We start from the raw sequence: 25,014 nt of genomic DNA, 5'->3' as shown, positions 1-25,014 counted from the left end.
CAGACTCGAGGGCTCTGGAACAAGCCCTGGGCGCATTTGTTCATGCGCTCAGCAAGGCCTGACAGCGCGCCTGGAGAAAACGGTGCAGCACTTTCACCCGTTCCGACACTTGCAGCCGGTGCGGGCACATCAGGTTGAAAGGCGTCGGCTCGCCTTGCCAGTCGGGCAACAGCGGCACCAGGCGCCCGGCGCGGATATCGCTGGCAATGTCCAGGTGGGCTTTATAGGCGATGCCATGGCCGGCCAAGGCCCAGCGGCGCACGATTTCGCCGTCGTCGCTCAGGTAATCGCCCGTCACCTCGACCTCCTGCAACACGGCGCCTTGGCGAAAATACCAGGTGTTGTTGGCCTGCCCTCGGCGCATGTAGCGCAGCGTGCTGTGCTGCGCCAGATCCGCCGGCGTGTGGGGTGTGCCGTGACGCGCCAGGTAGTCGGGGCTGGCGCAGGGGATGCGGTGGTGGCCGGGCACCACGGGCAGCGCCACCAGGCTCGAATCGCGTGGCACACCAAAGCGCAGGGCAATGTCGACGGTGTCACGGAACAAATCGGCGTTGCTGTCGTTGAGCAACAACTGCAAGCGGATGTTCGGGTGTTCGCATTTGAATTCGTCCAGCCAGCCCAGCAGCACATTGCGGCCAAAATCAGACGGCGCCGCCAACTGCAATAAACCACTGAGGCTCTGGCCTTGCTGCTTGATTGCCTGCTCGCCTTCCGACAACGCTTCCAAGGCCACCCGAACGCTGTCCAGATAGCGCCGCCCCTCTTCGGTCAGGCGCATGCTGCGCGTGGAGCGGGCGAGCAGGCGGATGCCCAGCCGGGTCTCCAGGCGTTTAAGCGCGATACTCGCCGCCGCCGGTGTGAGGTTGAGGCTGCGCGCCGCCGCCGACAGGCTGCCGTTGTCGGCAGTGCGCACGAACACTTCAAGGTCCAGGGTTGAGCTCATTTGTAAAAATCCTTTAAAGATCTTGTCGTTTTACCGGGATTTTTCCGTGATTGCCAAGCTGGGAAGATGAACGCTCACTTTCTCAGCCAGGTAGTTACCCCATGACCTCTTCCCTCAGCGGTAAAACCGTCATCGTGATTGGCGGCAGCAGCGGTATCGGCGCCGCCGTGGCCAAGGCCGCCGCAGCGCGTGGCGCACAGGTGGTGCTGGCCGGGCGCCGGTTAACGTCCAGTGTCGACAACGGTGTACGCAGCGAGCCGGTCGACGTGACCGACAGTGCGTCCTTGCAGCGTTTATTCGAGGCGGTGGGGCGTTTCGACCATCTGGTCTTTACCTCCGGGCCGTCGGTGCGGGCCAAGCCCTTGATCGAAACCGACCTGGCCGAAGCCCAGGACAATTTCAATGTGAAGCTCTGGGGCTCGCTGCGCGCAATTCAACGGGCGCTGCCATTTCTCGACGAGCACGGCAGCATCAGCCTGACCTCGGGCCAACTGGGCCGCAAGTTGGCGCCTGGCCAGTTCATCAAGACCGCTATCAACGCTGCAACCGAGGCGCTGGGCAAGCAATTGGCGAAAGAACTGGCACCGCGCCGGGTCAATGTGATCAGCCCCGGGGTGATCGATACGCCCGCTTATGCAGGGTTGGCAGAAGAACAGCGCGTGGCGATGTTTGCCAAGGCCGGTGGGGCGTTACCGGTTGGGCGAGTAGGGCAGGCTGAAGAGGTGGCAGCGGGCTATGTGCTGGCCATGGAAAATGGCTTCATGACCGGCGCCGTGATCGACATCGACGGCGGCGGTCTGTTGTAAACACAGGAAAGAAATGTGTGAGCGGGCTTGCTCGCGAAAGCGATGGTTCAGTCAATACATTCGGTGGCTGACACACTGCATTCGCGAGCAAGCCCGCCCACTTTGATCTCATTGCTGCTGAAAAAGCGCTATACCTTCAAGGTCCGCGTCATGCGCAGCGCCAACACACTGCCGGCCACAATCACCGCCGCCAGCAAGTACAACGCCATATCCGTGGACCCGGTGGCATCCTTCACAAACCCTACGATGTAAGGGCTGAGGAACCCGGCCATCTGGCCCATGGAGTTGATCAGTGCCAAGCCGCCTGCCGCTGCGCCCGCACTGAGCATGGCGGTCGGCACCGGCCAGAACATCGGCAGGCCGGTGAGGGCGCCCATGGTGGCGATGGTCAGGCCGAGAATTGCAATTGCCGGTGTGGTGGCGAAATTCACCGCGATCACCAGGCCGGCAGCGCCCATCAACATCGGCACCACCAAGTGCCAGCGACGCTCCTTGCGCAAGTCGGCGGAGCGGCCCACCAGCAACATGAACACCGCGGCCAGCAGATACGGAATCGCACTGAGCCAGCCAATCACCAGGTTATCGCTGAAGCCCAGGTTCTTGATGATCGACGGCAGCCAGAAGTTGATGGCGTAGACGCCGCTCTGGATGCAGAAATAAATCAGGCCGAACGCCCAGATGGCCGGGTTCTTGAACACTTCGCCCAAGGAATCGGTGCTGGTTTTCGGCTTGTTCGCCAGGTCAGTCGCTTGATCGGCTTCCAGCACCGCGCGCTCATGCGGCGTGAGCCACTTGGCGTTGGCAAAGCTGTCGCTCAGCAGGAAGTAGGCGAGGGCGCCGAGGATCACGGTTGGGATGCCTTGCAGCAGGAACATCCACTGCCAGCCAGCCAGGCCACCTTGGCCGGCGGCGAAGTGGTTGAGAATCCAGCCGGAGAACGGGCTGCCGAGCAAACCGGAGACCGGGATCGCCGACATGAACAGCGCCATGATGCGCCCACGGCGGAAGGTCGGGAACCACTGCGAGAGGTACAGCACCACACCTGGGAAGAAGCCGGCTTCGGCGGCGCCGGTCAGCAGGCGCAAGCCGTAGAAATGCGTCGGTGTAGTCACGAACAACAGGCAGGTAGACAGCGTGCCCCACACGATCATCATCAGCGCAATCCAGCGCCGTGGGCCGAACTTGGTCAGCGCCAGGTTGCTTGGCACGCCGCACAGCACGTAGCCGATAAAGAAGATCCCGGCACCCAGGCCGTAGACGGTCTCGCTGAATTTCAATGCATCGAGCATCTGCAACTTGGCAAAGCCAACGTTCACCCGGTCAAGGTAGTTGAACAGGTAGCAGATAAAAATGAAGGGGATCAGGCGCAGGGTAATGCGCTTGTAGATGGCGTTTTTATCGTCATCGGTGGCCAGTGTGGCAGCGGCGCTCTGTGACATGGCAGTCTCTCTTTATTATGATTTTTGGCGATGCGAAGGTAACGTTGATCGCCCAATGAGTCTCGGCCACCTGGCGGGGCGCTGTCTTTGTGCTCGCGCACAGTCAGGCAGGGTTTGCGCTGTGCCTATGAACAACGCGCTTTTTTCAGGAATTTAGCCCCATGTTCGAGCTGGATCATGACTTGGCGCAGGATATCGTCAATCGCACCATGGCCATCCTGCCCTATAACGTCAACGTCATGGACAGCCAGGGCCTGATTCTCGGCAGCGGCGAGCCCGAGCGTATCAATACCCGGCATGAAGGCGCGCAGCTGGTCCTGGCCAACGGCCGGGTAGTGGAAATCGACGGCCAGACCGCCAAGCACCTCAAAGGCGTGCAGCCCGGCATCAACCTGCCACTGATGCACGATCAACGCCTGATCGGCGTGCTGGGCATTACCGGCGAACCCGAGCTGTTGCGCACGTATGCCGAACTGGTACGCATGACGGCCGAGATGTTGGTCAGCCAACGCCATCAGCAAGCTGAGCAACAATGGCGGCGCCAGCGTTGTGATGACTTGCTGGCGTTGCTGCTGGCTGAAAGCGGTGATTCGCCGCGCCTGGTCGATGAGGCCCAACAACTGGGGCTCAAGCCGCAGCTGGCGCGCACGCCCTATCTGTTTGAACTGGGCGTAGGCCAATCGGCAGATGCACTGAGCGCCTGGCTGACCAGCCGTTACCCGGACAGCTGGTGCGTGAGCTCGGCGCAGTTTTCGCTGTTGTGGTGCCGGCCAGCTGCGGCCCAAGTCGACAACCCACGGCTGCTGGAGAAACTCCAGGGCCTGGGTTGGAACATCCTGCGTGTGGCTGTCGGCGGTCAAGCGGATGGCCTGGCAGGTTTGCGCCGTTGCTATCGGCGGGTCGGCGACTTGCTGGCTTACGGTCGGGATATTTTGCCCCAGTCACAGCTGTTGACCCTTAATCGCTATCGCCTGCCGGTGATGCTGTGGCGTCATCGTAACGACGATGCGCTGGATGAGTTACTCAACCCTTTGCGCAAAGTCTTGGCCAAGGACACGAACGGCCAGCTGCTTGCCACCTTGCGCAGTTGGTGCGAACACGACGGCCAAAGCCAGGCCTGTGCCGATGCCTTGGGTATTCACCGTAACAGCCTGCGCTACCGCATGGAGCGCATCGCCGAACTCAGCGGCGTCGATCCGCTGACCCTCGACGGCATGCTCGCCCTCTACCTCGGCGTACAGCTATTGCCCCAGGCTTTGTCGGAATGAACAACAAACCTCACCCACACTTGTGCATCGGACCGGCGTTATTGCCGCAGCCAACTGGCAGCATGGGCGTTATAAAAACCGGAGAAAGCCCATGAAAATCATCATCGCCCCCGACTCGTTCAAGGACAGCCTGAGTGCCGAAGGCGTCGCCCAGGCCATTGCCGAAGGGTTGGCTCAGGTGTGGCCGGATGCGCAATTGGTCCAGTGCCCGATGGCGGATGGCGGTGAAGGCACGGTGGATGCGGTACTCGCTGCGTGCAACGGCGAGTTGCGCAGCCAGTCGGTGCGAGGCCCCCTGGGTAACACGGTTGACGCGCGCTGGGGGTGGTTGGCTGAGAGTCACACTGCAATCATTGAGATGGCTGAAGCCAGCGGCTTGCAACTGGTTCGGCCGGGGCAGCGTGACGCCTGTTCGAGTAGCACGTACGGCACCGGCCAACTGATTCACGCGGCGCTGGAGGCGGGCGCGCAACGCGTCATCCTGGCGATTGGCGGCAGTGCCACCAACGACGGCGGCGCGGGGGCGCTGCAAGCGCTGGGCGTGGAGCTGTTCGATGCACAAGGCCAAGCGTTGCTGCCGGGTGGCCTGGCGTTGGCCGGCCTGGAGCGTATCAACCTTGAGCGCCTGGACCCACGGTTGGCGCAGGTGCGGTTTGAGATTGCTGCTGATGTGAACAACCCGCTGTGTGGCCCGCAGGGTGCTTCGGCGATTTTTGGTCCGCAGAAAGGCGCTAATCCGCAGCAGGTCGAACAATTGGACGCGGCGCTTGGCCACTTTGCCGATCATTGCGCCAAGGTGTTGCGCAAAGACGTGCGCAATGAGCCTGGCAGCGGTGCCGCGGGCGGCTTGGGGTTTGCCGCCAAAGCCTTTCTCGGTGCGCAGTTCCGCGCGGGTGTGGAGGTTGTTGCCGAGCTGGTTGGTCTGGACGCGGCCGTGCGCGGTGCGGACCTGGTGATCACCGGCGAGGGCCGTTTCGACGCCCAGACGTTGCGCGGTAAAACTCCGTTTGGCGTCGCCCGCATTGCCCGGCAGCACGGCGTTCCGGTCATCGTGATCGCCGGCACTTTGGGCGATGGCTACGAGCAAATGTACGCCCACGGTGTGGATGCTGCGTTTGCCTTGCCGTCCGGGCCAATGAGCCTGGAACAAGCCTGTCATGAAGCACCGCGTTTGCTGCGCGAGCGTGCGGCAGACGCCGCTCGTTTGTGGCGGGCGGCGACGCGAGGGTGAACCTGTTGCGCGTGGGCTCAATCTGACACGAAGCAAGTCGCAATACGGTCGGGTTTACGACCGTACGCCAGGTAATCACCCACATTACGGTTCACGCAGGCGCTCAGGTCGGCGAAAGAAACACCGTGCTGATTAACCCCCTTGAGCAACACCAGGCGGGTATTGGGCAAGCTGCGGAAGGCGTTAAGGGCGCCCGATGCAGGTGTTTGACCGTCGTACTCGGCCTGAACCATCACGATGCTGTCAGCCTGTGCAAGTTTATCCAGCGGCACACCGGCCAGCGGCTTGGCGCTCCAACCTGCGCAATGCCTGGCCTGGAAAAAACTGCCTCCGACCGGGTAGCGGGCGGCATACTGGTTTTCCTTCTCGACCCAGAATGCGTCGTTCGCCGCAGGCGAGTCATTGCACAACACGGTACTGCGTACAGACACGGCCGGGCCGAGCTTTAACGGGCCCGGTTCGATGTCATTCCAGGGCGCCGGGTTACGGATGACACTGAGCAGCTGCGTAAATGCACTGTTCGCCTGTTGGTTAATGTCGGGGTCGGGGCTGAACCGATAAGCCTTGGCTTTTTTCTGTAATTGCGCGTCTTTCAGCTCGGGCGACTGGCGTAACCAGTCGCTGAGTGCGCGCGCCGCCACCAAGTATTCGATTGAGCTGTAAAACTCGCTGTCAGAGCGCAGGGCGACGCGCACCTGGGGCAGCAAGCCTGTAAAAATCTCGCCGATGGCCCGGGGATCGTTGCCCATTTGGTAAGCCTTCGGGTTTTCGGCAGCGCGCTGCGCAACAAAACGCGTGAAGATCCGCTCCTTCTCTGGCGCCTGGATCAACGAGGCGTTCTGGAAGGTCGAGGTCCAGTCGGTATTGGAGTCCAGCACCATGCGTCCGACGTGCTCGGGAAACAGGCCCGCGTACCAGGCGCCCAGCCACGTACCGTAGGAGTTGCCAAAATAGTTGAGGGTGGGTTCTTTGAGCGCGAGGCGCACGAACTCCATGTCCCGCGCGGTTTGCTCCGTATTGATGTAAGGCGCGATCCGCTGGCTGGCGCAACCCCTGGCCAATACCCCGGCGTTATGCCGGATCGCCTCGATATTGGCCGCGCTGCGATCTTCGGTGATGTCGTTTTGCGCCACAATCATTTCGTCGGACTGGCATACCAGTTGCGCGTCCGGCGTACTGCCTAGCCCACGGGGGGTTATGCCGATGATGTCATACGTATTCGTCAGGTGCTGATAGGCCTCACCATCGGGCATATCCGCGTAACTTTTCCATAGCGACGCCAAGACCACAGCAAACCCGCTGCCATCGGCACCCGGGCCGCCAGGGTTGGTAAACAGTGCTCCCGCGCGCTTTTGCGGTTCCAGGGCTGCAACGCGGGTGATGTCCAGCTTGAGGTTACCGAGCCTGGGTTTGAGGTGATCCAACGGCACGGTCGCGATACCGCACTGTGTCCTGGAGACCACTTCCGGGTCCAGCCCGCTGATGGGGCGACCCTCGCAGTCCGGTAGCCATCTGATACCCAGCTGGGGTTGCGGTCTGGTTCCGCAAGCACTGACCGCCAGTAACAGGGCCACACCAATGCTGGCGACGATCGCCCGTTGTTTCATCATTACGCCGATACATCCTGTTCATGCTTGGAAGCTGCAAAGTATTGCAAAATCGGTTGAGCAGGCCTGTAGGAAGCCGATGCGTTTGGGGCAGGTAAACTCTGAGAGCTCACGTGGCTTTCCATAGTGCAGGCTTGCGTCCTACACTGGCCTGCCTCTTGTCTTTCAAAGGATGAAACACAATGCACACACCTGAACCCCATATCGTGATCCAGCGCTTTACTGAAGCCCACCTGGAAGGCGTGGCCGCGCTCTATAACGAACCGGCCGTATGCCGTCAGGTGCTGCAAATGCCTTTCCAGTCAGTCGAAGCCTGGCGCAACAAGCTGGAGCTGGATAACGAGCGGCGGCTACAGCTGGTGGCCGTGCATGGCGGTGAGGTGATCGGCCAGCTTGGCCTGGAACAAACCCTGCGGGTGCGCCGCAGCCATGTCGGCTCATTCGGCATGGGCGTGGCCACGGCCTGGCAGGGCAAGGGCGTGGGCTCGAAGCTGTTGGCGGCGGCGCTGGACGTGGCCGACAACTGGATGAACCTGCGCCGCGTGGAACTGACGGTGTACGCCGACAACGAAGCGGCACAAAGCCTGTACCGAAAATTCGGTTTTGAAGTCGAAGGCCTGTTGCGTGATTACGCCCTGCGTGACGGTAAGTTTGTCGACACCGTCAGTATGGCGCGCCTGCGCAAGTCGGCTTAATCCCCCAGAGCAAACGCCACCGCAGCCTGCGCATGCAGCTCGGTGGTGTCCAACAGCGGCAAGTCGCTGTGCTCTGGCTTGATCAGCAGGCCGATTTCCGTACAACCGAGGATGATCGCCTGGGCGCCACGCGCGGCCAGCGACTCGATCACGCGTTGATAGACCTGGCGCGATGCGTCACTGATCACCCCGACACATAACTCTTCATAGATGATCCGGTGCACAGCGTGGCGCTCGTCCGCGTCAGGCACCAGCACGGTCAGGCCTTGAGCAGCCAGGCGCGCTTTGAGAAAGTCCTGTTCCATGGTGAATGCGGTGCCGAGCAGGCCAACCGTCAGCGTGCCGGCCTCAACAGCGGCTTGACCTGCCGCATCAGCAATGTGCAGGAACGGGATCGACACCGCCGCCTCGATGCGCGGCGCTACCAGGTGCATGGTGTTGGTACACAGCACCACGCACTCGGCGCCACCGGCTTGCAAGCGGCGCGCGGCCTCTTCGAGGATCAGCGCGGCGTCATCCCAACGGCCGGCATGCTGGGCCTGTTCCACCGGGCCGAAATCCACGCTGTACATCAGCAGTTGCGCCGAGCGCAGCGGACCCAGCTGATCGCGTACGCGCTGGTTGATGATGCGGTAATACTCGGCGCTGGACTCCCAGCTCATGCCGCCGATAAGGCCGATGGTACGCATGCGATGCTCCGGACAGGGGATGTGGCCTCACCTTACCCATCGGCCGCAGTTTAGTCATACGCAGTTACCCGCAGAATGACCGGTGCAGTTTCACATCTAAAGCGATCCGCGCATCAAAAGATCACCAGGCTGGTGTGCCGCGGCCGTAGCCGGCCAAACGTGGTCCAGGGCAGATCAAGGTTCATTTGCGGCCACATCAATTGCGACGCGATCCACACGCCCATGGCCATGCCCACCACGCCCCACACCAGGGTCGCGATGACGAATTGGCGGACGACTTTATAGTTATAGGCCTGTTCGATTGTTGCACTGCTCATGCTCAGCCCTCCCACGGTTCCAAGTGGCGGGCACTGTAGGAAGCATGGGCAAAACAAAACAGGCTCAGAGAAAGCTCATTCCTACGGATCAGCGCCAGCTCGCTGTCGCGCAGGCGTTAATCGTACGGCCAGGCGCAGCATCTGCCATGATCACCGCTTGCAACCTGGCTCACCCAAGGAGTTCCGCAATGGACGATGTACAGCAACTGGGCGAGATGCTTCGTCATTACGCCGACAGCGAAGCGCACAAAAAACAGCAATTTGATGTGCAATCGGCCCGCTGGGCGCAAAAGCTCGGCGAGCTGTTCGGGCAGATCGAGCAGTGGCTGGAGCCGGTCAAGACCGTTGGCTTGCTGGAAGTCCAGCGTGAAGCCTATGTCGCCAGCGGCCCGAGCCTGCCGGTTGAGACATCGACCTTCAAGACCGAAAAACTGACGGTGCAGATCACTGGCAAGACCGTGGAGTTCGTACCGGAAGTCATGGGCGCTGGCGGCTCGATTTCGGTGTCGGTGATGGGCCTGACCGCCGCGCGGCACGGCAGCGTATCGCTGGTGCTGCCGGCGGATAAAAACGACTGGCTGTGGAAGAAAACCAATGGCCTGAAAGACCCGGACACCTACGCCTTCGATGCCAACTTCCTGGCGGCGCAGCTGCAGAGCCTGATCCCTCGCGAGCGCGGCTGAGCAATTTGACGCGGCGTTGGCTATACCTATAGCTCGATGTTTCGATGATCGCCTCCAGGGAGCTCAATGATGAAACTAAGGCTAATGGTCAGCGCACTATGCGTCGCGTCAATCACACTGGCAGGGTGTGCCAGCAAGGTCACCCAGCCGGACGAGTATTCCGGCTTTCTCTCGGACTACAGCCAACTCAAAGAGGCCAAGTCACCTTCGGGTGCCGAGGTGATGCGCTGGGTCGATCCCAACCTGGACTTGAGCCGCTACAACGCGGTGTTTATCGAACCGACCCAGTTTTATCCCAAACCCCAGGCCACCGCGAAAATCCCGGACAGCACCCTGAACGGCATTAACAGTTACTACAACCAGGCGCTCAAGCGCGAACTGGCCAAGTCACTGCCGATCGCCAACACCCCCGGGCCAGGTGTGATTGTGGTGCGCGCGGCCATCACCGCGGTCAGCAGCAAAACCGAAAGCCTCAAGCCTTACGAATATGTGCCTGTGGCCTTGGTCGCCGCGGCAGTCAGCACCGGCACCGGCATTCGCGACCAGGAAACCACCCTGGGCACCGAAGCGCAGTTCCTTGACGGTGCCAGTGGCAAGGTGATTGCCCAAGTGGTGCGCAAAGGCACCGGCAAGCCGCTGTCCAACGACTCGCAGGTGATGAAGGCCGATGACGTCAGAGGCGTTATCGATGGCTGGGCGTCGGACCTGCATCAGTCCTTTGTGAAGCTGAAAAAACGCTAAGGACTAAAACGCGTTCCGTGCTGGCCGGTTGTAGTAGCTGAGCAGGGCGTCGTAGCGGCGGGTGACGAGGTAGTAGTCGTCACTCAGCTGTTGCGGCGGCGCGTGGTCGAGCCAGTTTTGAAGCATGCTTTGCAAGGCGTTGAGGTAGTCATCGGCGGGACCTCTGAGGGTGTACCAGAGGTGCAGGGTTTCATCGTTGAGGTTTTTATTCGGGATTTTGTCCACGAACGCGGCACTGCGCTCGTTGGCGCGCTGTACCGCAGCGGTCAATGCCGCCAGGGTCTTAGGTGTCAGGTTGGCCTCGCGTACACCGCTGTCAATCTGGTTGACCGCCTGGCGTGCGGTGATCATGTAGTCGAGCAACTGCCAGTGCAGGTCCTGACCCAGGCGCGCTTGCAGCAAGGCCAGCTGTGCAGGGCGCAGGCGTTGCTCTTCCAGCGCCAGCGCGTTGCGCAGCTCGGTGGAGATGGCCGTGTAGGCTTGTCCATCTCTGCTGAGGTCCTCCTCGTAGCGTTGCTGCATCGCCCCGCCGAACTCCCGTACTCGAGACGAAGCGTTCAGCGTCGAGATGATTTTTCGCAGGCTCGACAGGTACTCGGCGGTCATGCCGATCAAGGGGCTGTCAGGTTGTTGATGCGCAAGCTTGGTGGTCATCGTGGGCGCGCACACGTCTTTCTGGATCTGGCGTGCCTGCGGCTCGTTATTGTCGCCAAATTCCTCGCGTGAGCGGGCGTAGCGGCCCACCGGCAACGAAGTTTGTACTTCAGGCTCGGCGTCGGGTTGTGGTGGGTGAGCGGCCCGCTGGAGGGTCAACCGGGTGTCGCGGTCGACGCGATTCATGCAATCGATGATCGGCGCCAACGCGCTGGCAGAGGCCGTTTGCGGGCTGTCGAGCTGATCCACCCACAGCTCGATCACTTGGATTTGTGTACCGGCGCCGGTCAGGCCGAACAACATCAGCATAAAGACCACGCCAACAGGCAATAACAGGCTCGGGTTCATTGGGTGGCCTCCTGGCCGTACCATTGCGCGTGTGTCGCCGGCGCCTGGCAGGGCTCGGCGGATTGCGGCATGCGGCTGCACACGCGCTCGGTCCATTGCTGCAGGCCCTGGTTGCGACTGACCTGATGGCGGCTGTCGAGGTATTTAAACCCGGCGAACACCAGCGCAAAGGCAATGGCACCCAGGCCGATTGCACCGATAGCCTTGCGCGGGAAGATGGCGGCCCATTCCTTCACACTCAGGCGTGCTCGGCGTTTGCCCGCGCCGATGGCCGCCAATACCGCCACCAGCGTCAGGCCGGCGACAGGGCCGAACTGAACACTGACGGCAATGCTCATGGCCGCACCCGGGATCAGGTCGCGCACGGGCAACAGCGGTAAACGGGTAGGGCTCAGGCCGCGTGGCAGTTTTGCTGCGAGGCGTTCATCCAACACACGCAACCGATGCGCCAACGGGCGCCACACTTGCCAGGCCAACGCGCCAACGGCCATGTAGGCCATCGACCACGCCAACGCCTCACCCGCGGTGCCCACCAGCGCGCCAGCCTGCCAGGGCGCCTGGAGCAGCGCACCGGCCAGGCAGCCCAGCACAATCGCTACCAGCAGCGGCAACGTGTCGATGGCGGTTTCCCAATCCTGCCAAAAATAAGGTGTGCCACCCGGCATGGCGAGTGCAACCTCGGGGTGGTCAGCTTTGAGGGTCGCGGCCAACGTTCGGCACGCATCCCAGTCTTGTTCACTCAACCGCTGGGCAAAGGCGCGGCGTTGGCCCAGGGACATCGGCGCCAGCATCAACCGCGCAGCGCGCTGCTGTGGAGTGTCCGGTGCGGTGGCCGCCAACGCACGCTGATGGGCCATGAAGACCGGGCCTTGCTGGCGCCGCAACAGGTGCTGCCATTCGTCTGCGGGGCAAGCGTGCTCGCCGCCATACCAGTCCTGGCCGGCGCGCACGGCCTCAAACACCGCAGGCGACCAGAAATGGCTTTCGGTCAGCATGGTTGCCAGCATTTGGTTAAACCACTGGGTATGCGCCGGCTGTTTGAGCCACGGCTGTTCAAAGCGCGCCGCATAAGCGGCGAGAAAACCCGCTTCGTCACGCTGAGCCATGGCCAGGGCCAGTGAATATTGGAGAGCCATCTTGCATTGATTGGCCAGGGCGTCGATCAAGTCGTCCGGCAATTCCAGGCGTTGCCAGGCGCTCAGCCACTGAAACGTATCAAACGCCCAGCGGCGATCTTCTTCGCTGACCTCGTCGTCCGAGAGGCAGCGTTTGAGTAACGCCACTTCGAATTCCAGCCCACGACCTGCGGCCATCGCCTGCTGGTAGTGCGCCTGCAAGGTGTCGGCGGCGACGGCCATTGGCGCCTCGGCCACGGTGCAGGTGTCCTGCTCTTGTGCCCATTGCTGCCAGTTCAACGCTTGTTCGTAAGCTTCGCGCAGCCGCTGAAACCCTTCGGCGTCTTCATCCGGCCGGGTTTTCTTTAACAACGTCGCGTAGTGGCGCTTGATCGTGCGGCTATCGGCATCCGAGGGCAGGCCGAGTACATCCCAGCAAGTCATGTGCGGTACAACTCCATAAAATCACCGCACGCACCTTACCTGCTTTATTGCCTGGTAAACCAGCGGTAGACAGCGAAGGCGTTGCCCGGCCGAAGCCTGTTGCGGCCGGGCACGGGTATTACTTGAGCGGCGTCAACGGCGGCAGCTTCCATTGGCCCACTTCAGGCGTTGGCAGGTAGATCCGCAGCACGGCGTAAAACGGACCGGGCGGGGCCGGCAGCCAGTTGCTCTGTTCGGCCTTCGGCGGTTCGTGGTGCTGCAATGCCAGAGTCAGGCCGCCGTCGGCGTCCCGCTTGAGGTTAGGCAGCATCTGCGAATTGATTTGGTAGCGCTTCTTGAGGTTGGGTGCCAGCAGCTTGGTTTTGGCGTCGTACATGGTCAGCGACCAGAACGCTTGCGCGGGCGGTAGCTGGTCCTTGGCAAAGTGCACGGTGTAGCTGTGACGCGCACCGTTAGCCGGTTTGCCTTCGCTGTCGACGTGGTAGCTCAGGTATACGGCTTCATCGGGAGAGTTGCCGAAAATGCCCAGATCAGCGCCAGCGTAGCGGTAGAGGTAGTTGTTTTTAAGGCGGTCACGGCTGCCAAACAGGTCACCGCTGGACACTTGGTGAGTGTCGATTTTGTCTTTCTTGAACGCCGCAAACTCAGCCCTGGCGTCGGCAATCCCATCTTCCAGGGCTTTACGTTGTTCGGCGCTCAACGCTTTGAGCTTGAACGGTGCCCCAGGGGCGATACCGATTTTGGCAAAGCGTGCCAGCAGGTCTTTTTCGCTGTCTTGCGGCGCAGCGAAAGACAACATGAAGTTCAAGTAACGGAACAGCTGAGGGCCTTCAGTCATGGTGGCCATTGGCTTGGGCCAGACGACTTTAGGCACCGGGGCCGGCGCTGCCTGTTTTACGTAGCGGCTCAGCGGCTGCACTTTGTAGCCGTTCTGGATTTGCTTGACCTTGTTCAGGTCCTTCTCGTCAAACAGCTGCGTGCGGTACAGGGCATAGGCGATATTGCTTTCGCTGTAGACCACGCGGTCGACGTCGACCGGCTGCTGACCTTTCCAGTCGGGGCCGGCGATCATGTAATGGCCGCCATTGTTGCCGGTGCTGCGCGTGCCCAGGTACGCGATGTTCTGCGTGTAGAGGTCGATCAACTGCACCGAGTAGTAACGGTTGTCTTCGATCTTCGGCAGGGTCAGCACCAACGGTTCTTTGCGCAGGTCCATCCACACGAAGGAGTAGGGCGTGTCGGAGTTCGGGGTGGCGAATGCAGTGTCCTTGGGGGTGAACACTTGGGCGGTATTGCCGATATGGTTAAACGGTGCCTTGAAGTTGGCACCGCCTTTATCAACGGCCTGGGTATAGAGCGTCTTGTACATCGCCACTACCGGGTAGCCATACAGATAGGCTTCCTTGGCAATGGCGCGGGCTTCGGCAGGGGTTGCCGTGAAGTCGGCCAAGGCGCCGGTGCTCATGAGTATCGAGAGGCTCGCCAACAGCAGGCGCGTCGGTTTTCCAATCATGTTGTTGCGTCCTTCCACAGTGCTTTATATAGGGCGGGGAGATCAATGCGCCGAGTTTCCAGTTTTATTGGCCGGACGTCACGTTAATCCCTGCAAAATGCAGGCGCGGGGTCATTACACTGCTTTGCGAGAGTCGACATGCCGCGCCGCCGTAGCGGCGCCTGGGTTTGGGAGGGGATCAGGCCAGCATGCCTTTGACTTTGTCGCGCAATTGCTCGATGGAGAAGGGCTTGCCAATCACCTGCATGCCGGGCGGCACGTCGATGCTTTCGGCATAGCCGCTGGCGAACAGCACCGGCAGAGCAGGGCGCAACTCCCGCACCTTGGTTGCCAGTTGTTTACCGTCCATATCGGGCAGGCCTACGTCGGTCATCATCAGGTCGATCACCTGATGGGTATTCTCGACGATCTTCAACGCCGCTTCAGCGTCTGCCGCTTCAACCACCGTGAACTCCAATTCTTCGAGTACATCGACGATCAGCATGCGCACGATGGCGTCGTCTTCGACTACAAGGATGGTGGAGGAAGCAGCGGACATAGGGGAAATTCCTGATGAGTTGGTAGTGCAGGCCTTTAGTCATTTAACGACCCTTCTCATCCCTGAGTCCTGTCGATCCAGGTAAGTTCCCCCAGACATCGAAACATTGTGGCGCTAACGGGCGGCAATGTCGCGTGCTGTGAGAGGGCGCTGCAGGGCAAGGCCAGGTAAGCGCCCGGCAGGCACTGCGCGCCGGGCGTTCGTTTCATTCAAACCTGTCGATCAAGTAAGGTCATCGTAATCTTCGAAATTAACTTTCGAGGCTTCGCCGTTTTGTGCAGGAAATTCAACTTTAGGACGAGCGACCGTGTCAGTGTAAGAGGGTAGCTTCGGCTTGGCTGGAAGCGGAACGCCGTCTGCATCAAAACGAACTGGATTGTAGTCTGGACTGTGTGTGTAGATGCTTCGACCGTCCGCAGTTCTGCCTGTCTCTATGTACTTAACAGCTTGGTGTTTTCTTTTGCCAATGACCGTATCGTCAATATAGTCCCGCAGGCGGGCTTTATTCGCAAATGTCCGTGCAGCTAAATCTTCCATGACAGGATTATTGACATGCATTTTCCCCACGAACCCTTCAACGGGTTTATGGGTGATTTTTGCAAATTGCGCAGCAAATGAATTAGCGCCGCCTGACGCGGAATGACACATGGTTAAACGAATTTCTACGTATTTGTCCAGCTTAACACCCTGTGCTTTCAGTAAATCAAATAACTCATTGGGGGTTAGCTCTGTACCATTCACCGCCATGAGGGCTGAACTTGCCTCCTTATTTAGATGGCCATGGGCATCCAAGGTCAGGCGAAGGCCGCGTTTTGTTGTGTCTGCGGACATCGCCAGGCCAGTACCCAAAACCTTGTAATCTTGCATCACGCCCGCCATGGCTACGCTTTGAGGCGTAAACATAGCAAGCGGCTTGCCATAGTGGCGGCCGGTAATGGGGCTGTAGCCATACCATTTGCCCTCGTGCAGCACCGCAGCACCTTCGTAGGTGCCGTCTACACCTTTGTAGGTGCCCGTTGCGACGACACCCTGGTTTTTACTGGCAACCTTAAGTAGCTCGTAACTGCCCGTTGCGCCTTTGAGCTTATTCACCAACTCAGCGCCCTTGGTAAACGTTTTATTAATCAGGGTGCCACCGAGCGCTATGGCACCGACCGGGCCATTGAGTGGGTTGAGCACATCAATAGCGGCGGTGCCAACGAACTTCACGGCCCTGGTGATCTTTGAGGTCGCGTTCAAACCGTGCCCCAAGCCTTTTACGGCTTGCGCAGCCTTGCCCACGCCCACAGTGAGTAATCCGAATATATCAAGGGCTAAATCTTTTACGGTGTCGCCGTAGTTGCCTTTCCCGAGGTTGACGATGGCAGACCGAAATGGAATCAGGTTGAGCAGGAACTGACCAATCGCCGCATCACCTGACCGGTCATGATCGAAAGACGTCACGCCCTTGGAATAGTTAAGTAAAGACTCATCATCCAATTTCAGGGACTTGACATAAAAATCGGCAATGTTATTGGTCCGGTCGGAGTCGTAGCTCTTGGGGATCGCAGTAGCGTTTTTGTTCTCCTCGGAGTTCGGGGCAGGCGAGTCAGTGAAGGGGTGATAGGCCTCAATAAGAGAGAAGGTTTGTTCCGATTGCTCATTCGGTTTTGGATTGTCAACAGGGTCGAAGAGTTTTTTTAATCGGTCATTTTCTTTAGTGACAGTGCCGGTGCTGGCGTCAAATTTGTACAGATTGCCGCCGTCCTTGTCCTTGAACGTGGTTTTCACGTACAGCACATGCCCACGGTTCACCTTTTCGATGCGGTTACCCGCTGTTTTCTTGTAGTCATTGCAGGAGAAATATTCGAGTTTGCCGTATTCAAGGTTTTTTTGATCAGCTAACGGCAATTCGGAAATCAGGTGTTTAACCATCAGGTAGTTACCTTCTTTCTGCGCCTTTATCGCCGGGTCATACTCGCTATTGAATTCTGTGTTGGGAACAGTAAGTTTGTCGGTGCGTGCAAAGTTGTTGAACGCATCGATTGGCACCCGACTGTCGTTGGTGATCCATTTAAACTTTTCCCCAAGTTTTTCACCCTCCATCGCAACGTCAAGCATCGAGCGTGGCCTTGGATCACCGGTCGGCGCGCGGCCTTCTCCCGTATAGCGCTTCGCCAACACTTTGGCTTCAAAAACCTTCGGGTCAAGCTCCGGAAACTCCTCTTTAAGGCACCTGAGCGCAATCGCCTTTCGATTGGGTATCGGCGTATACAGCGACGTAGAAGCAGTCGTTAACGCTTGCAGTCGACTGTTATAGGCCACTCTGACCCGTTCGATGTCGGTCTCCGACGGCTCGTGCTCTATGGGTACAAACCGGCCATCGACACCGCGCCATGAGGTTTCCGGAAGTGTCAGTATACCTTTGGCCACACCCCAATCTTTAAGGGCTTCGCGCTGGGCAACTTGAACGTCGACGGTGTCGCTCGGCAGGGATTCCGCCGCAGCAAGAACCTCGACGTAGGTCATGCTCGCGACCTTGCCGGGCGTCTGTGCTTCGATCTTGCTGGCTGCAATGGTCAGCTGTGACCAGAGGATACCGCCGACGGTGACGTGTTTTGGAATGTCTTTAATCAAATACTGCGGGGCCAGCCTACCCAACAGCAAGTGGGTCGCGAGTTTAACGGTCGCAGGGGTTGCGCGCCCTTCGTGGATCAGCTCTCCGCCTAGACACTCGACTACCAGCGAGGGCGATTCGCCCCAATGCGAGGGTTCGTCCAACTGATTCCCGGCTATTTTGTTGCGTTCAGCAAACCAGATGGAGTCCGGATCGAGCCTAATGTTAATCGCGGTCAATAGATAATCGTAAATACTGCTTTCGGTCGGTATGCCCTTCAGGTGCGCCTGCAGCGCTTGCCCTAGTACTTGGGCCTTGGGTGAGTCGAGCAATTTTTGAAGCGCCAGAGACGGGTTTTGCAGCTCGCTATGCGTCAACGAAACGCCTTCCATCAAGTAATGCAACGTGCCATTGCCATGCCTTGGCAATGGCAGGCCAGGCACGCCCGTACCACTTGAAAAGAGGAATGCGCGAATGCGCTCCTGGTCCTCTTGCGGCATCGGAATGGGCCAGGAACGCGCGCCCCCAAAATTTCCCAGCGCAGGTGTTGAGGCCTGTTGCTCAATTTGATTGGCCAGTGAACTGAGTTGATCGCCGGTCGTTGGCAACTCAAAACCGAGATCGGTGATAGCGGTCGCCAATGTTGGCGGTGTGGAGCTGGCCAATGCATAGGTCGAACCTGCAAAAGGCACCTCAATTTGGCTTTTCAATGCGCTTGAAATCTGCGGCGGGGTAAGGGGCTTGCCATCATTCCGGGTATTCATTTGGCGAAGCTGGTCGACCAGATTGAAAAGATTTTGCTTATCGGCCGAGAGCTGTTCCACGGTTTTGGTGGGTGACGTAGGAGCTGGGGAAGCGCTTTGGAAGGTTGACACGGTTGCAGTGCCGGAGGCGCCTTGCTTAGGAAGTTCAGGCGCTTTGATGGCGGCGCCGGAGGAAGTATTTACTAGTTGCTGAGTAACGCTGGAAATGCTCATTTAGCTTACCTTGGTCGGTCAGAAAAGACGCCTTCCCAAAGATCTTCCGTGTTCCTGAGGCGCAGTCCTGAGTGCCATAACAGTGAAAGTTCGTTCCTCATTGGCTGTAGGAATCTGTTTTAAGGTGTGTAAATGAGTCGAAGAAACCGGCAGGAATCAGCGCGAAATCTACACGCAGTGCGTAGGTTTTTGCGACAGATCAGCGCGCAAACATAGCCCTGGCCCCTGATGTTCGGGCAAACTCTCCCTTTTTCCGTACCTGGCCAAGGCATGCCCATGACTCCCGCGTCGTCTGTCGATGAAAAGAGCTTTCGTAAACTGCTGAGCCGCAACGTGGCGCTGCCTCTGGGCGTGGGCGTGCTCAGTGCGGCATTTTTCGTCGTGCTGATTACCTACCTGTTGTCGGTGATCCAGTGGGTGGAGCACACCGACCGGGTTATCAATAACCTCAATGAGTCGTCCAAGCTGACGGTTGACCTGGAAACCGGGTTGCGTGGCTTCCTGATCACGGGCGACGAGCATTTCCTCGACCCGTATGAAGTGGCAAAGCCGCGCATCATTGGCGATTTGCGTAATTTGCAGGAGCTGGTGGCGGATAACCCGCAACAGGTGGATCGCCTTAAACGCCTGGAGGCGATGCAGGCCGAGTGGAATAAGTACGCGCAATCGATGATCGACCTGCAGCGCAGCAGCGGTGATTACCGCGCGGCGGTGAAGGCTGGCCGGGGCAAGAGCCTGACCGACACCATTCGCCAGGAATATGTGGACGCCGTAGCCATGGAGCAGCAGTTCCGTGTTAGCCGCAACGCGGATGTCACCCGTACGACTGTGATCAGTGTCACTTTGTACCTGGCGTTCGTGCTCGGGCTGAGCGGTTTCCTCGCCTATGTTGGAAGGAAGAATTTAATCGCCTTATCAGAGAGTTACAGTGCAAACCTCGCGTCGCAACAGAAGATTGCACGGCGCCTGGAACAGCAAGCCTGGCTGCGCAACGGCCAGACCGAACTGGCCGAGCAGGTACTCGGCCAACTGAGTTTGAACATGCTGGGCCGCAATATCCTGCAGTTCTTTGCCCAATACATGGGCTCCGCCGTCGCGGCGCTGTATGTGCGAGAAGAGCATGGCGGTCTCAAGCGCGTGGCCACCTATGGTTTCTCCCGCGAACAAGAGCAGCAGGAACAATCGATCTACAGCGACGAAGGCATTGTTGGGCAGGCCGCCCAGCTCGATCGCCTGATTCGCCTGGACGATGTGCCGGTGGACTACTTCAAGGTCAGTTCGGGCCTGGGTGAAGGCCCGACCCGCAGCGTTCTGGTGATGCCAACCAGTGATGACGACCGTGTCAACGGGGTGATCGAACTCGGTTTCCTGCGCCCGCTGCAAGAGCGTGACGTCGAACTGCTGGAACTGATTGCCGGCAATATCGGCACGTCCATCGAAGCCGCGCGCTACCGTCAGCGCCTGCAGGAAGTATTGGCCGAAACCCAGCAGCTCAACGAAGAGCTGCAAGTGCAGCAGGAAGAACTCAAGACCGCCAACGAAGAACTCGAAGAGCAGTCGCGCATCCTCAAGGAATCCCAGGCCCACCTGGAAACCCAGCAAGCCGAACTTGAGCAGACCAACGAGCAGTTGGCCGAGCAAACCCAGACCCTGGCCGAGCAGCGCGACGCCATGGACCAAAAAAACGTTGAACTCAACAAAGCCCAGCTTGAACTGGAAGACCGCGCCGACGAATTGCAGCGCTCCAGCAAGTACAAGTCCGAATTCCTCGCCAACATGTCCCACGAGCTGCGCACACCACTGAACAGCTCGCTGATCCTGGCCAAGCTGTTGGCGGAAAACCCCCAGGAAAACCTCAGCGCCGAGCAGGTCAAGTTTGCCGAGTCGATTTACTCGGCCGGCAATGACTTGCTCAACCTGATCAACGACATCCTGGATATTTCCAAGGTAGAGGCCGGCAAGCTCGAAGTGCGTCCGGAAAACTCCAGCGTCGTGCGCCTGGTGGACGGGCTGCGCGGCATGTTCGAACCGCTGGCCGCCGACCGCAAGCTAAGTTTCCAGGTGGAGGTTCAGGAAGGTGCACCGACGCTGTTGTTTACCGACCGCCAGCGCCTGGAGCAGATCCTCAAAAACCTGTTGTCCAACGCGGTCAAGTTCACTGAACAAGGCGAGGTCAGCCTGTCGGTGTCGGGTGCGCCGGGCGAGGGCATTGCGTTTACGGTGCGTGACTCCGGCATCGGCATTGCCCCCGATCAGCAGGAAAGCATCTTTGAAGCCTTCCGTCAGGCCGATGGCACCACCAACCGCCGCTACGGCGGCACGGGCCTGGGCTTGTCGATCTCCCGCGACCTGGCAACGTTGCTCGGCGGCTCTATCAGCGTGACCAGCGAACCGGGCAAGGGCAGTGTGTTTACCTTGGTACTGCCGCAGCAGTACGTGGAGCGCGAGGAGGGCGCCGCGCCTGTCGAGCCGCCGCGCCAAGTAGTGGCTGCGCCGACACCCAAGCCCATCGCGATCTCGCCGTTGCCGGTGGCGGATGCCCAGCAGATCCCGCGCTTTGCCGATGACCGCGACAAGGCACCGTTCACCACCCGCTGCATCCTGGTGGTGGAAGACGAACCGAACTTCGCGCGCATTCTGTTCGACCTGGCCCACGAGCTGGGCTACAACTGCCTGGTTGCCCATGGCGCGGACGAAGGCTACAGCCTGGCCGAGGAATTCGTCCCGGACGCGATCCTGCTGGACATGCGCCTGCCGGACCATTCCGGGCTGACCGTACTGCAACGCCTGAAAGAACACGCCAGCACCCGCCACATTCCCGTGCACGTGATTTCCGTGGAAGACCGCGTCGAAGCCGCCATGCACATGGGCGCCATCGGTTACGCCGTCAAGCCGACCACCCGCGAAGAGCTCAAGGACGTATTTGCGCGCCTGGAGGCCAAGCTGACCCAGAAGGTCAAGCGCGTATTGCTGGTGGAGGACGATGACCTGCAGCGCGACAGCATTGCCCGCCTGATCGGCGACGACGACATTGAAATCACCGATGTCGGTTATGCCCAGGCCGCCCTGGACCTGCTGCGCACCAACATCTACGACTGCATGATCATCGACCTCAAGCTGCCGGACATGCTCGGCAACGAGCTGCTCAAGCGCATGGCCACCGAGGATATCTGCTCGTTCCCGCCGGTAATCGTCTACACCGGGCGCAACCTGACCCGCGATGAAGAAGCCGAGCTGCGCAAGTATTCGCGCTCGATCATCATCAAGGGCGCACGCTCACCTGAACGCTTGCTGGACGAAGTGACACTCTTTCTGCACAAAGTCGAATCCCAGCTGTCCCATGACCGCCAGAAGATGCTCAAGACCGCGCGCAGCCGCGACAAGGTCTTCGAGGGGCGCAAGATCCTGTTGGTAGACGACGATGTGCGTAACATCTTCGCCCTGACCAGCGCCCTGGAGCACAAGGGCGCCGTGGTGGTGATCGGGCGTAACGGCCGTGAGGCCATCGACAAACTCAATGAAGTCGACGATATCGACCTGGTGCTGATGGACGTGATGATGCCGGAAATGGACGGTTACGAGGCGACCGCCTTGATTCGCCAGGACCCGCGCTGGAAAAAGCTGCCGATCATTGCGGTGACAGCCAAGGCCATGAAGGACGATCAGGAACGTTGCCTCGCGGCGGGCTCCAACGATTACCTGGCCAAGCCGATTGATCTGGACCGTCTGTTCTCACTGATTCGCGTATGGCTACCCAAGATGGAACGCATTTAAGTGGAGAACGTTTTTTTGGAAAAAAGCAGCGACATTGAGCTGCGCCTGCTGATTGAGGCGATTTACCTCAAGTACAGCTACGACTTTCGAGACTATTCCGGTGCGTCGGTCAAACGCCGCGTGGCGCATGCCCTGCGTCAGTTTGACTGCGCAACCATTTCCGCACTGCAGGAGCGGGTGTTGCACGACCCGGCTGCGTTCATGCAGTTGCTGCAATTTCTGACGATTCCGGTCAGCGAGATGTTTCGCGACCCATCGCACTTCCTGGCTATACGCCAGGAAGTGGTGCCATTGCTCAAGACCTACCCGTCGATCAAGATCTGGATCGCCGGCTGCAGCACGGGGGAGGAGGTGTACTCCATGGCGATCCTGCTGCGTGAAGAGGGTTTGCTGGAGCGCACCATCATTTACGCGACGGATATCAACCCCGCCTCCCTGGATAAAGCCAAGCAGGGGATTTTTTCCCTGGAGAATGTTCGCGCCTACACTGCCAACTATCAGCAGGCCGGCGGCCAATGTTCATTTGCCGACTACTACACCGCGGCCTACGATTACGCGATCTTCGACAAGACCCTGCGCGAGAACGTCACCTTTGCCGATCATAGTTTGGCGACTGATAGTGTATTCTCAGAGACTCAATTAATTTCATGCCGTAACGTACTGATTTATTTCAATAAAAAATTGCAGGATCGTGCGTTCGGATTGTTTCATGAGTCGCTGTGTCATCGCGGCTTCCTGGTGCTGGGCAGTAAGGAAACCCTGGATTTTTCTGCCTATAGCAAGCAATTCGAACCCTTGGTCAAGCAGGAACGGATCTACCGAAAATCATGAACGACGCGCAAGCCAACCCGATCAGCGGGATTGAGGCCATCGTCGTCGGCGCTTCCGCCGGCGGCGTCGAGGCGTTGCTGAAGATATTTGGCGAGCTGCCTGAGGGCTTTGGCCTGCCGATCATTGCGGTGCTGCACCTGCCGGATGAGCGTCGCAGCCAGTTGGCGGAAGTGTTTGCACGGCGCCTGCGTATTCCGGTGAAGGAAGCGCAAGACAAGCAAGCAATCGAGGCGGGCACTGTGTACTTCGCCGGGCCCGGCTATCACCTCTCGGTAGAGCATGACCGCAGCCTGTCCTTGAGCCAGGAAGACCGTGTGCATCATTCGCGGCCTGCCATCGATTACCTGTTTTCGTCAGCCGCCGATGCCTACGGCAAGCGGTTGCTCGCGATCCTACTGACCGGCGCCAACCAGGATGGCGCCCGTGGACTGGTCCACGTCAAACAATCGGGTGGCACTACCGTCGTCCAAGACCCCACTGAAGCACGGATTGCCGTGATGCCGTTGGCGGCCCTGGCGTTGCATACACCCGACCATATTCTGACCTTGAGCCGCATTGCCTCATTGCTCGCTTCCCTGGAATCTTCCCCATGTTAAGTAATATCCAGGCCAAACTGCTGATCGTCGACGATCTGCCGGAAAACCTGCTGGCCCTCGAAGCGCTGATCAAGCGCGAGGATCGCCAGGTCTACAAGGCATTGAGTGCCGATGAGGCCTTGTCACTGTTGCTGGAGCACGAGTTCGCCATGGCGATTCTCGACGTGCAGATGCCCGGCATGAACGGTTTCGAGCTGGCCGAACTGATGCGCGGCACCGAAAAAACCAAAAATATCCCGATTGTGTTCGTCAGCGCCGCCGGCCGCGAACTCAACTATGCCTTCAAGGGTTATGAAAGCGGCGCCGTCGACTTCCTGCACAAACCGTTGGATATCCACGCGGTAAAGAGCAAGGTCAATGTGTTCGTCGACCTGTATCGCCAGAGCAAGGCCATGAAACTGCAGGTGGAAGCCCTGGAGCGCAGCCGTCGCGAGCAGGAGCTGCTACTGACGCGCCTGCAAGCCACCCAGGCCGAACTGGAGCAAGCGGTGCGCATGCGCGATGACTTCATGTCGATCGTCGCGCACGAAGTGCGTACGCCGCTTAACGGCCTGATCCTCGAAACCCAGCTGCGCAAGATGCACTTGGCCCGGGATAACGCCGCGGCGTTCACCCTGGACAAGATGCACGCGATGGTCGACCGCGATGAGCGCCAGATCAAAAGCCTGATACGCCTGATTGAAGACATGCTCGACGTGTCGCGCATCCGCACCGGCAAACTGTCGATTCGCCCGGCGCGTTTCGACCTCACCCAGTTGGTGCACAACCTGGTGGAAAACTTCGCACCGCAAGTGGCGGCGGCCGAGTCCTCGATGCACTTGGAGACCGAAGGCCCGGTGGAGGGCAATTGGGATGAGTTTCGCATCGAGCAAGTGGTATCCAACCTGCTGACCAACGCCTTGCGCTATGGGGCCAAAAGCCCGGTAGAGGTGCGCGTGTACACCGCGCATGGCGAAGCGCGGGTTGAGGTGCGCGACCATGGCATCGGCATCAGCGAAGACAACCAGAAGCGTATTTTTCAGCAGTTCGAGCGGGTGTCCGCCAGCCACGTCTCGGCGGGCCTGGGCCTGGGGCTGTTTATTTCCGAGCAGATCGTGGCGGCCCACGGCGGCACCATCGAAGTGCAAAGCCAGATAGGCGAGGGTGCGCTGTTCCGGGTGTGCCTGCCGCTTGAGGTGTCGACATGAAATCAATCGTCACCTCGACGCA

The 25,014-nt window shown here is 59.5% G+C and carries 19 protein-coding genes and 1 pseudogene; 10 read left to right on the top strand and 10 right to left on the bottom strand.

Going from position 1 to position 25,014, the window contains the following annotated elements; translation table 11 throughout:
- Positions 1–40: 40 nt before the first annotated feature.
- A complete protein-coding gene (locus ACA065_RS15755; protein ID WP_497690465.1) occupies positions 41–943 on the bottom strand; it encodes a LysR family transcriptional regulator in 903 nt (300 codons plus the stop codon).
- 101 nt (positions 944–1,044) lie between these two features.
- Here ACA065_RS15755 and ACA065_RS15750 point away from each other — a divergent pair, with 101 nt between their 5' ends.
- Positions 1,045–1,749 (top strand): SDR family oxidoreductase, encoded by a 705-nt coding sequence (locus ACA065_RS15750; protein ID WP_497690464.1) that lies wholly within the window; start codon positions 1,045–1,047, stop codon positions 1,747–1,749.
- Between the two features lie 128 nt (positions 1,750–1,877).
- Here ACA065_RS15750 and ACA065_RS15745 read toward each other — a convergent pair whose 3' ends face one another.
- Complete coding sequence (locus tag ACA065_RS15745) at positions 1,878–3,188, bottom strand: MFS transporter (RefSeq protein WP_497690463.1); 1,311 nt, start codon at positions 3,186–3,188, stop codon at positions 1,878–1,880.
- Positions 3,189–3,349: 161 nt separating this feature from the next.
- Here ACA065_RS15745 and ACA065_RS15740 point away from each other — a divergent pair, with 161 nt between their 5' ends.
- Positions 3,350–4,456 carry a sugar diacid recognition domain-containing protein gene (locus ACA065_RS15740; RefSeq protein WP_497690462.1) on the top strand — a complete coding sequence of 369 codons (1,107 nt, stop codon included), beginning with the start codon at positions 3,350–3,352 and terminating at the stop codon, positions 4,454–4,456.
- A gap of 91 nt (positions 4,457–4,547) precedes the next feature.
- Complete coding sequence (locus tag ACA065_RS15735; RefSeq protein ID WP_497690461.1) at positions 4,548–5,687, top strand: glycerate kinase; 1,140 nt, start codon at positions 4,548–4,550, stop codon at positions 5,685–5,687.
- 17 nt (positions 5,688–5,704) lie between these two features.
- On the opposite strand, the gene ACA065_RS15730 is transcribed toward ACA065_RS15735, so the two are convergent.
- Positions 5,705–7,297 (bottom strand): alpha/beta fold hydrolase, encoded by a 1,593-nt coding sequence (locus tag ACA065_RS15730; RefSeq protein WP_497690460.1) that lies wholly within the window; start codon positions 7,295–7,297, stop codon positions 5,705–5,707.
- A 179-nt stretch (positions 7,298–7,476) separates the two neighbouring features.
- On the opposite strand from ACA065_RS15730, the gene ACA065_RS15725 reads away from it, so the two are divergent.
- A complete protein-coding gene (locus ACA065_RS15725; protein ID WP_497690459.1) occupies positions 7,477–7,989 on the top strand; it encodes a GNAT family N-acetyltransferase in 513 nt (170 codons plus the stop codon).
- Here the strand turns inward: ACA065_RS15725 and ACA065_RS15720 are convergent.
- Both ACA065_RS15720 and ACA065_RS15715 read right to left on the bottom strand, forming a co-directional pair.
- Positions 7,986–8,678, bottom strand: a complete 693-nt coding sequence (locus tag ACA065_RS15720; protein WP_497690458.1) for an aspartate/glutamate racemase family protein — start codon at positions 8,676–8,678, stop codon at positions 7,986–7,988. The two genes, ACA065_RS15725 and ACA065_RS15720, sit on opposite strands and share 4 nt — an antisense overlap.
- 116 nt (positions 8,679–8,794) lie before the next feature.
- Positions 8,795–8,995 (bottom strand): annotated as a pseudogene (locus tag ACA065_RS15715) (cbb3-type cytochrome c oxidase subunit I); the annotation flags it as partial.
- Positions 8,996–9,183: 188 nt separating this feature from the next.
- Here ACA065_RS15715 and ACA065_RS15710 point away from each other — a divergent pair.
- Entirely contained in the window at positions 9,184–9,678 is a 495-nt protein-coding gene (locus ACA065_RS15710) for a hypothetical protein (RefSeq protein WP_497690457.1), read from the top strand.
- A gap of 69 nt (positions 9,679–9,747) precedes the next feature.
- On the top strand, positions 9,748–10,419 hold the full coding sequence (locus ACA065_RS15705) for a DUF3313 domain-containing protein (RefSeq protein WP_497690456.1): 672 nt from the start codon (positions 9,748–9,750) through the stop codon (positions 10,417–10,419).
- 3 nt (positions 10,420–10,422) lie between these two features.
- On the opposite strand, the gene ACA065_RS15700 is transcribed toward ACA065_RS15705, so the two are convergent.
- The 5 genes from ACA065_RS15700 to ACA065_RS15680 all read right to left on the bottom strand — a co-directional run bounded on the left by ACA065_RS15700 (position 10,423) and on the right by ACA065_RS15680 (position 18,604).
- Entirely contained in the window at positions 10,423–11,421 is a 999-nt protein-coding gene (locus ACA065_RS15700) for a YiiG family protein (protein WP_497690455.1), read from the bottom strand.
- Entirely contained in the window at positions 11,418–12,980 is a 1,563-nt protein-coding gene (locus ACA065_RS15695) for a J domain-containing protein (RefSeq protein ID WP_497690454.1), read from the bottom strand. Before ACA065_RS15695 ends, ACA065_RS15700 begins: the two co-directional genes overlap by 4 nt.
- Before the next feature lie 118 nt (positions 12,981–13,098).
- The gene (locus ACA065_RS15690) at positions 13,099–14,493 is read right to left on the bottom strand and encodes a DUF1254 domain-containing protein (RefSeq protein WP_497690453.1); all 1,395 of its coding nucleotides are present in this window, start codon (positions 14,491–14,493) and stop codon (positions 13,099–13,101) included.
- Positions 14,494–14,671: 178 nt separating this feature from the next.
- Entirely contained in the window at positions 14,672–15,031 is a 360-nt protein-coding gene (locus ACA065_RS15685; protein ID WP_497690452.1) for a response regulator, read from the bottom strand.
- Between the two features lie 222 nt (positions 15,032–15,253).
- Positions 15,254–18,604: an OspG family effector kinase gene (locus tag ACA065_RS15680; RefSeq protein WP_497690451.1), complete on the bottom strand. Its 3,351-nt coding sequence runs from the start codon at positions 18,602–18,604 to the stop codon at positions 15,254–15,256.
- 276 nt (positions 18,605–18,880) lie between these two features.
- On the opposite strand from ACA065_RS15680, the gene ACA065_RS15675 reads away from it, so the two are divergent.
- The 4 genes from ACA065_RS15675 to ACA065_RS15660 are packed head-to-tail and all read left to right on the top strand — an operon-like array spanning position 18,881 to position 24,992.
- Positions 18,881–22,378 carry a response regulator gene (locus ACA065_RS15675; protein WP_497690450.1) on the top strand — a complete coding sequence of 1,166 codons (3,498 nt, stop codon included), beginning with the start codon at positions 18,881–18,883 and terminating at the stop codon, positions 22,376–22,378.
- A complete protein-coding gene (locus ACA065_RS15670) occupies positions 22,379–23,209 on the top strand; it encodes a CheR family methyltransferase (RefSeq protein WP_497690449.1) in 831 nt (276 codons plus the stop codon).
- A complete protein-coding gene (locus tag ACA065_RS15665; RefSeq protein WP_497690448.1) occupies positions 23,206–23,805 on the top strand; it encodes a chemotaxis protein CheB in 600 nt (199 codons plus the stop codon). The genes ACA065_RS15670 and ACA065_RS15665 overlap by 4 nt, the downstream gene beginning before the upstream one ends.
- On the top strand, positions 23,799–24,992 hold the full coding sequence (locus ACA065_RS15660) for a hybrid sensor histidine kinase/response regulator (protein ID WP_497690447.1): 1,194 nt from the start codon (positions 23,799–23,801) through the stop codon (positions 24,990–24,992). The genes ACA065_RS15665 and ACA065_RS15660 overlap by 7 nt, the downstream gene beginning before the upstream one ends.
- Positions 24,993–25,014: the final 22 nt, after the last annotated feature.

This window comes from Pseudomonas sp. LBUM1640 (genome assembly GCF_059716225.1).
Note: the sequence above shows the minus strand (reverse complement) of the source record. Positions and strands in the feature narration are given on the sequence as shown.

Coding starts and splice junctions, on each gene's coding strand:
- ACA065_RS15690 (WP_497690453.1), bottom strand. CDS start 14,493: ATGATTGGAAAACCGACGCGCCTGCTGTTGGCGAGCCTCTCGATACTC.
- ACA065_RS15665 (WP_497690448.1), top strand. CDS start 23,206: ATGAACGACGCGCAAGCCAACCCGATCAGCGGGATTGAGGCCATCGTC.
- ACA065_RS15745 (WP_497690463.1), bottom strand. CDS start 3,188: ATGTCACAGAGCGCCGCTGCCACACTGGCCACCGATGACGATAAAAAC.
- ACA065_RS15710 (WP_497690457.1), top strand. CDS start 9,184: ATGGACGATGTACAGCAACTGGGCGAGATGCTTCGTCATTACGCCGAC.
- ACA065_RS15705 (WP_497690456.1), top strand. CDS start 9,748: ATGAAACTAAGGCTAATGGTCAGCGCACTATGCGTCGCGTCAATCACA.
- ACA065_RS15700 (WP_497690455.1), bottom strand. CDS start 11,421: ATGAACCCGAGCCTGTTATTGCCTGTTGGCGTGGTCTTTATGCTGATG.
- ACA065_RS15660 (WP_497690447.1), top strand. CDS start 23,799: ATGTTAAGTAATATCCAGGCCAAACTGCTGATCGTCGACGATCTGCCG.
- ACA065_RS15750 (WP_497690464.1), top strand. CDS start 1,045: ATGACCTCTTCCCTCAGCGGTAAAACCGTCATCGTGATTGGCGGCAGC.
- ACA065_RS15740 (WP_497690462.1), top strand. CDS start 3,350: ATGTTCGAGCTGGATCATGACTTGGCGCAGGATATCGTCAATCGCACC.
- ACA065_RS15755 (WP_497690465.1), bottom strand. CDS start 943: ATGAGCTCAACCCTGGACCTTGAAGTGTTCGTGCGCACTGCCGACAAC.
- ACA065_RS15675 (WP_497690450.1), top strand. CDS start 18,881: ATGACTCCCGCGTCGTCTGTCGATGAAAAGAGCTTTCGTAAACTGCTG.
- ACA065_RS15695 (WP_497690454.1), bottom strand. CDS start 12,980: ATGACTTGCTGGGATGTACTCGGCCTGCCCTCGGATGCCGATAGCCGC.
- ACA065_RS15730 (WP_497690460.1), bottom strand. CDS start 7,297: ATGATGAAACAACGGGCGATCGTCGCCAGCATTGGTGTGGCCCTGTTA.
- ACA065_RS15685 (WP_497690452.1), bottom strand. CDS start 15,031: ATGTCCGCTGCTTCCTCCACCATCCTTGTAGTCGAAGACGACGCCATC.
- ACA065_RS15725 (WP_497690459.1), top strand. CDS start 7,477: ATGCACACACCTGAACCCCATATCGTGATCCAGCGCTTTACTGAAGCC.
- ACA065_RS15735 (WP_497690461.1), top strand. CDS start 4,548: ATGAAAATCATCATCGCCCCCGACTCGTTCAAGGACAGCCTGAGTGCC.
- ACA065_RS15720 (WP_497690458.1), bottom strand. CDS start 8,678: ATGCGTACCATCGGCCTTATCGGCGGCATGAGCTGGGAGTCCAGCGCC.
- ACA065_RS15680 (WP_497690451.1), bottom strand. CDS start 18,604: ATGAGCATTTCCAGCGTTACTCAGCAACTAGTAAATACTTCCTCCGGC.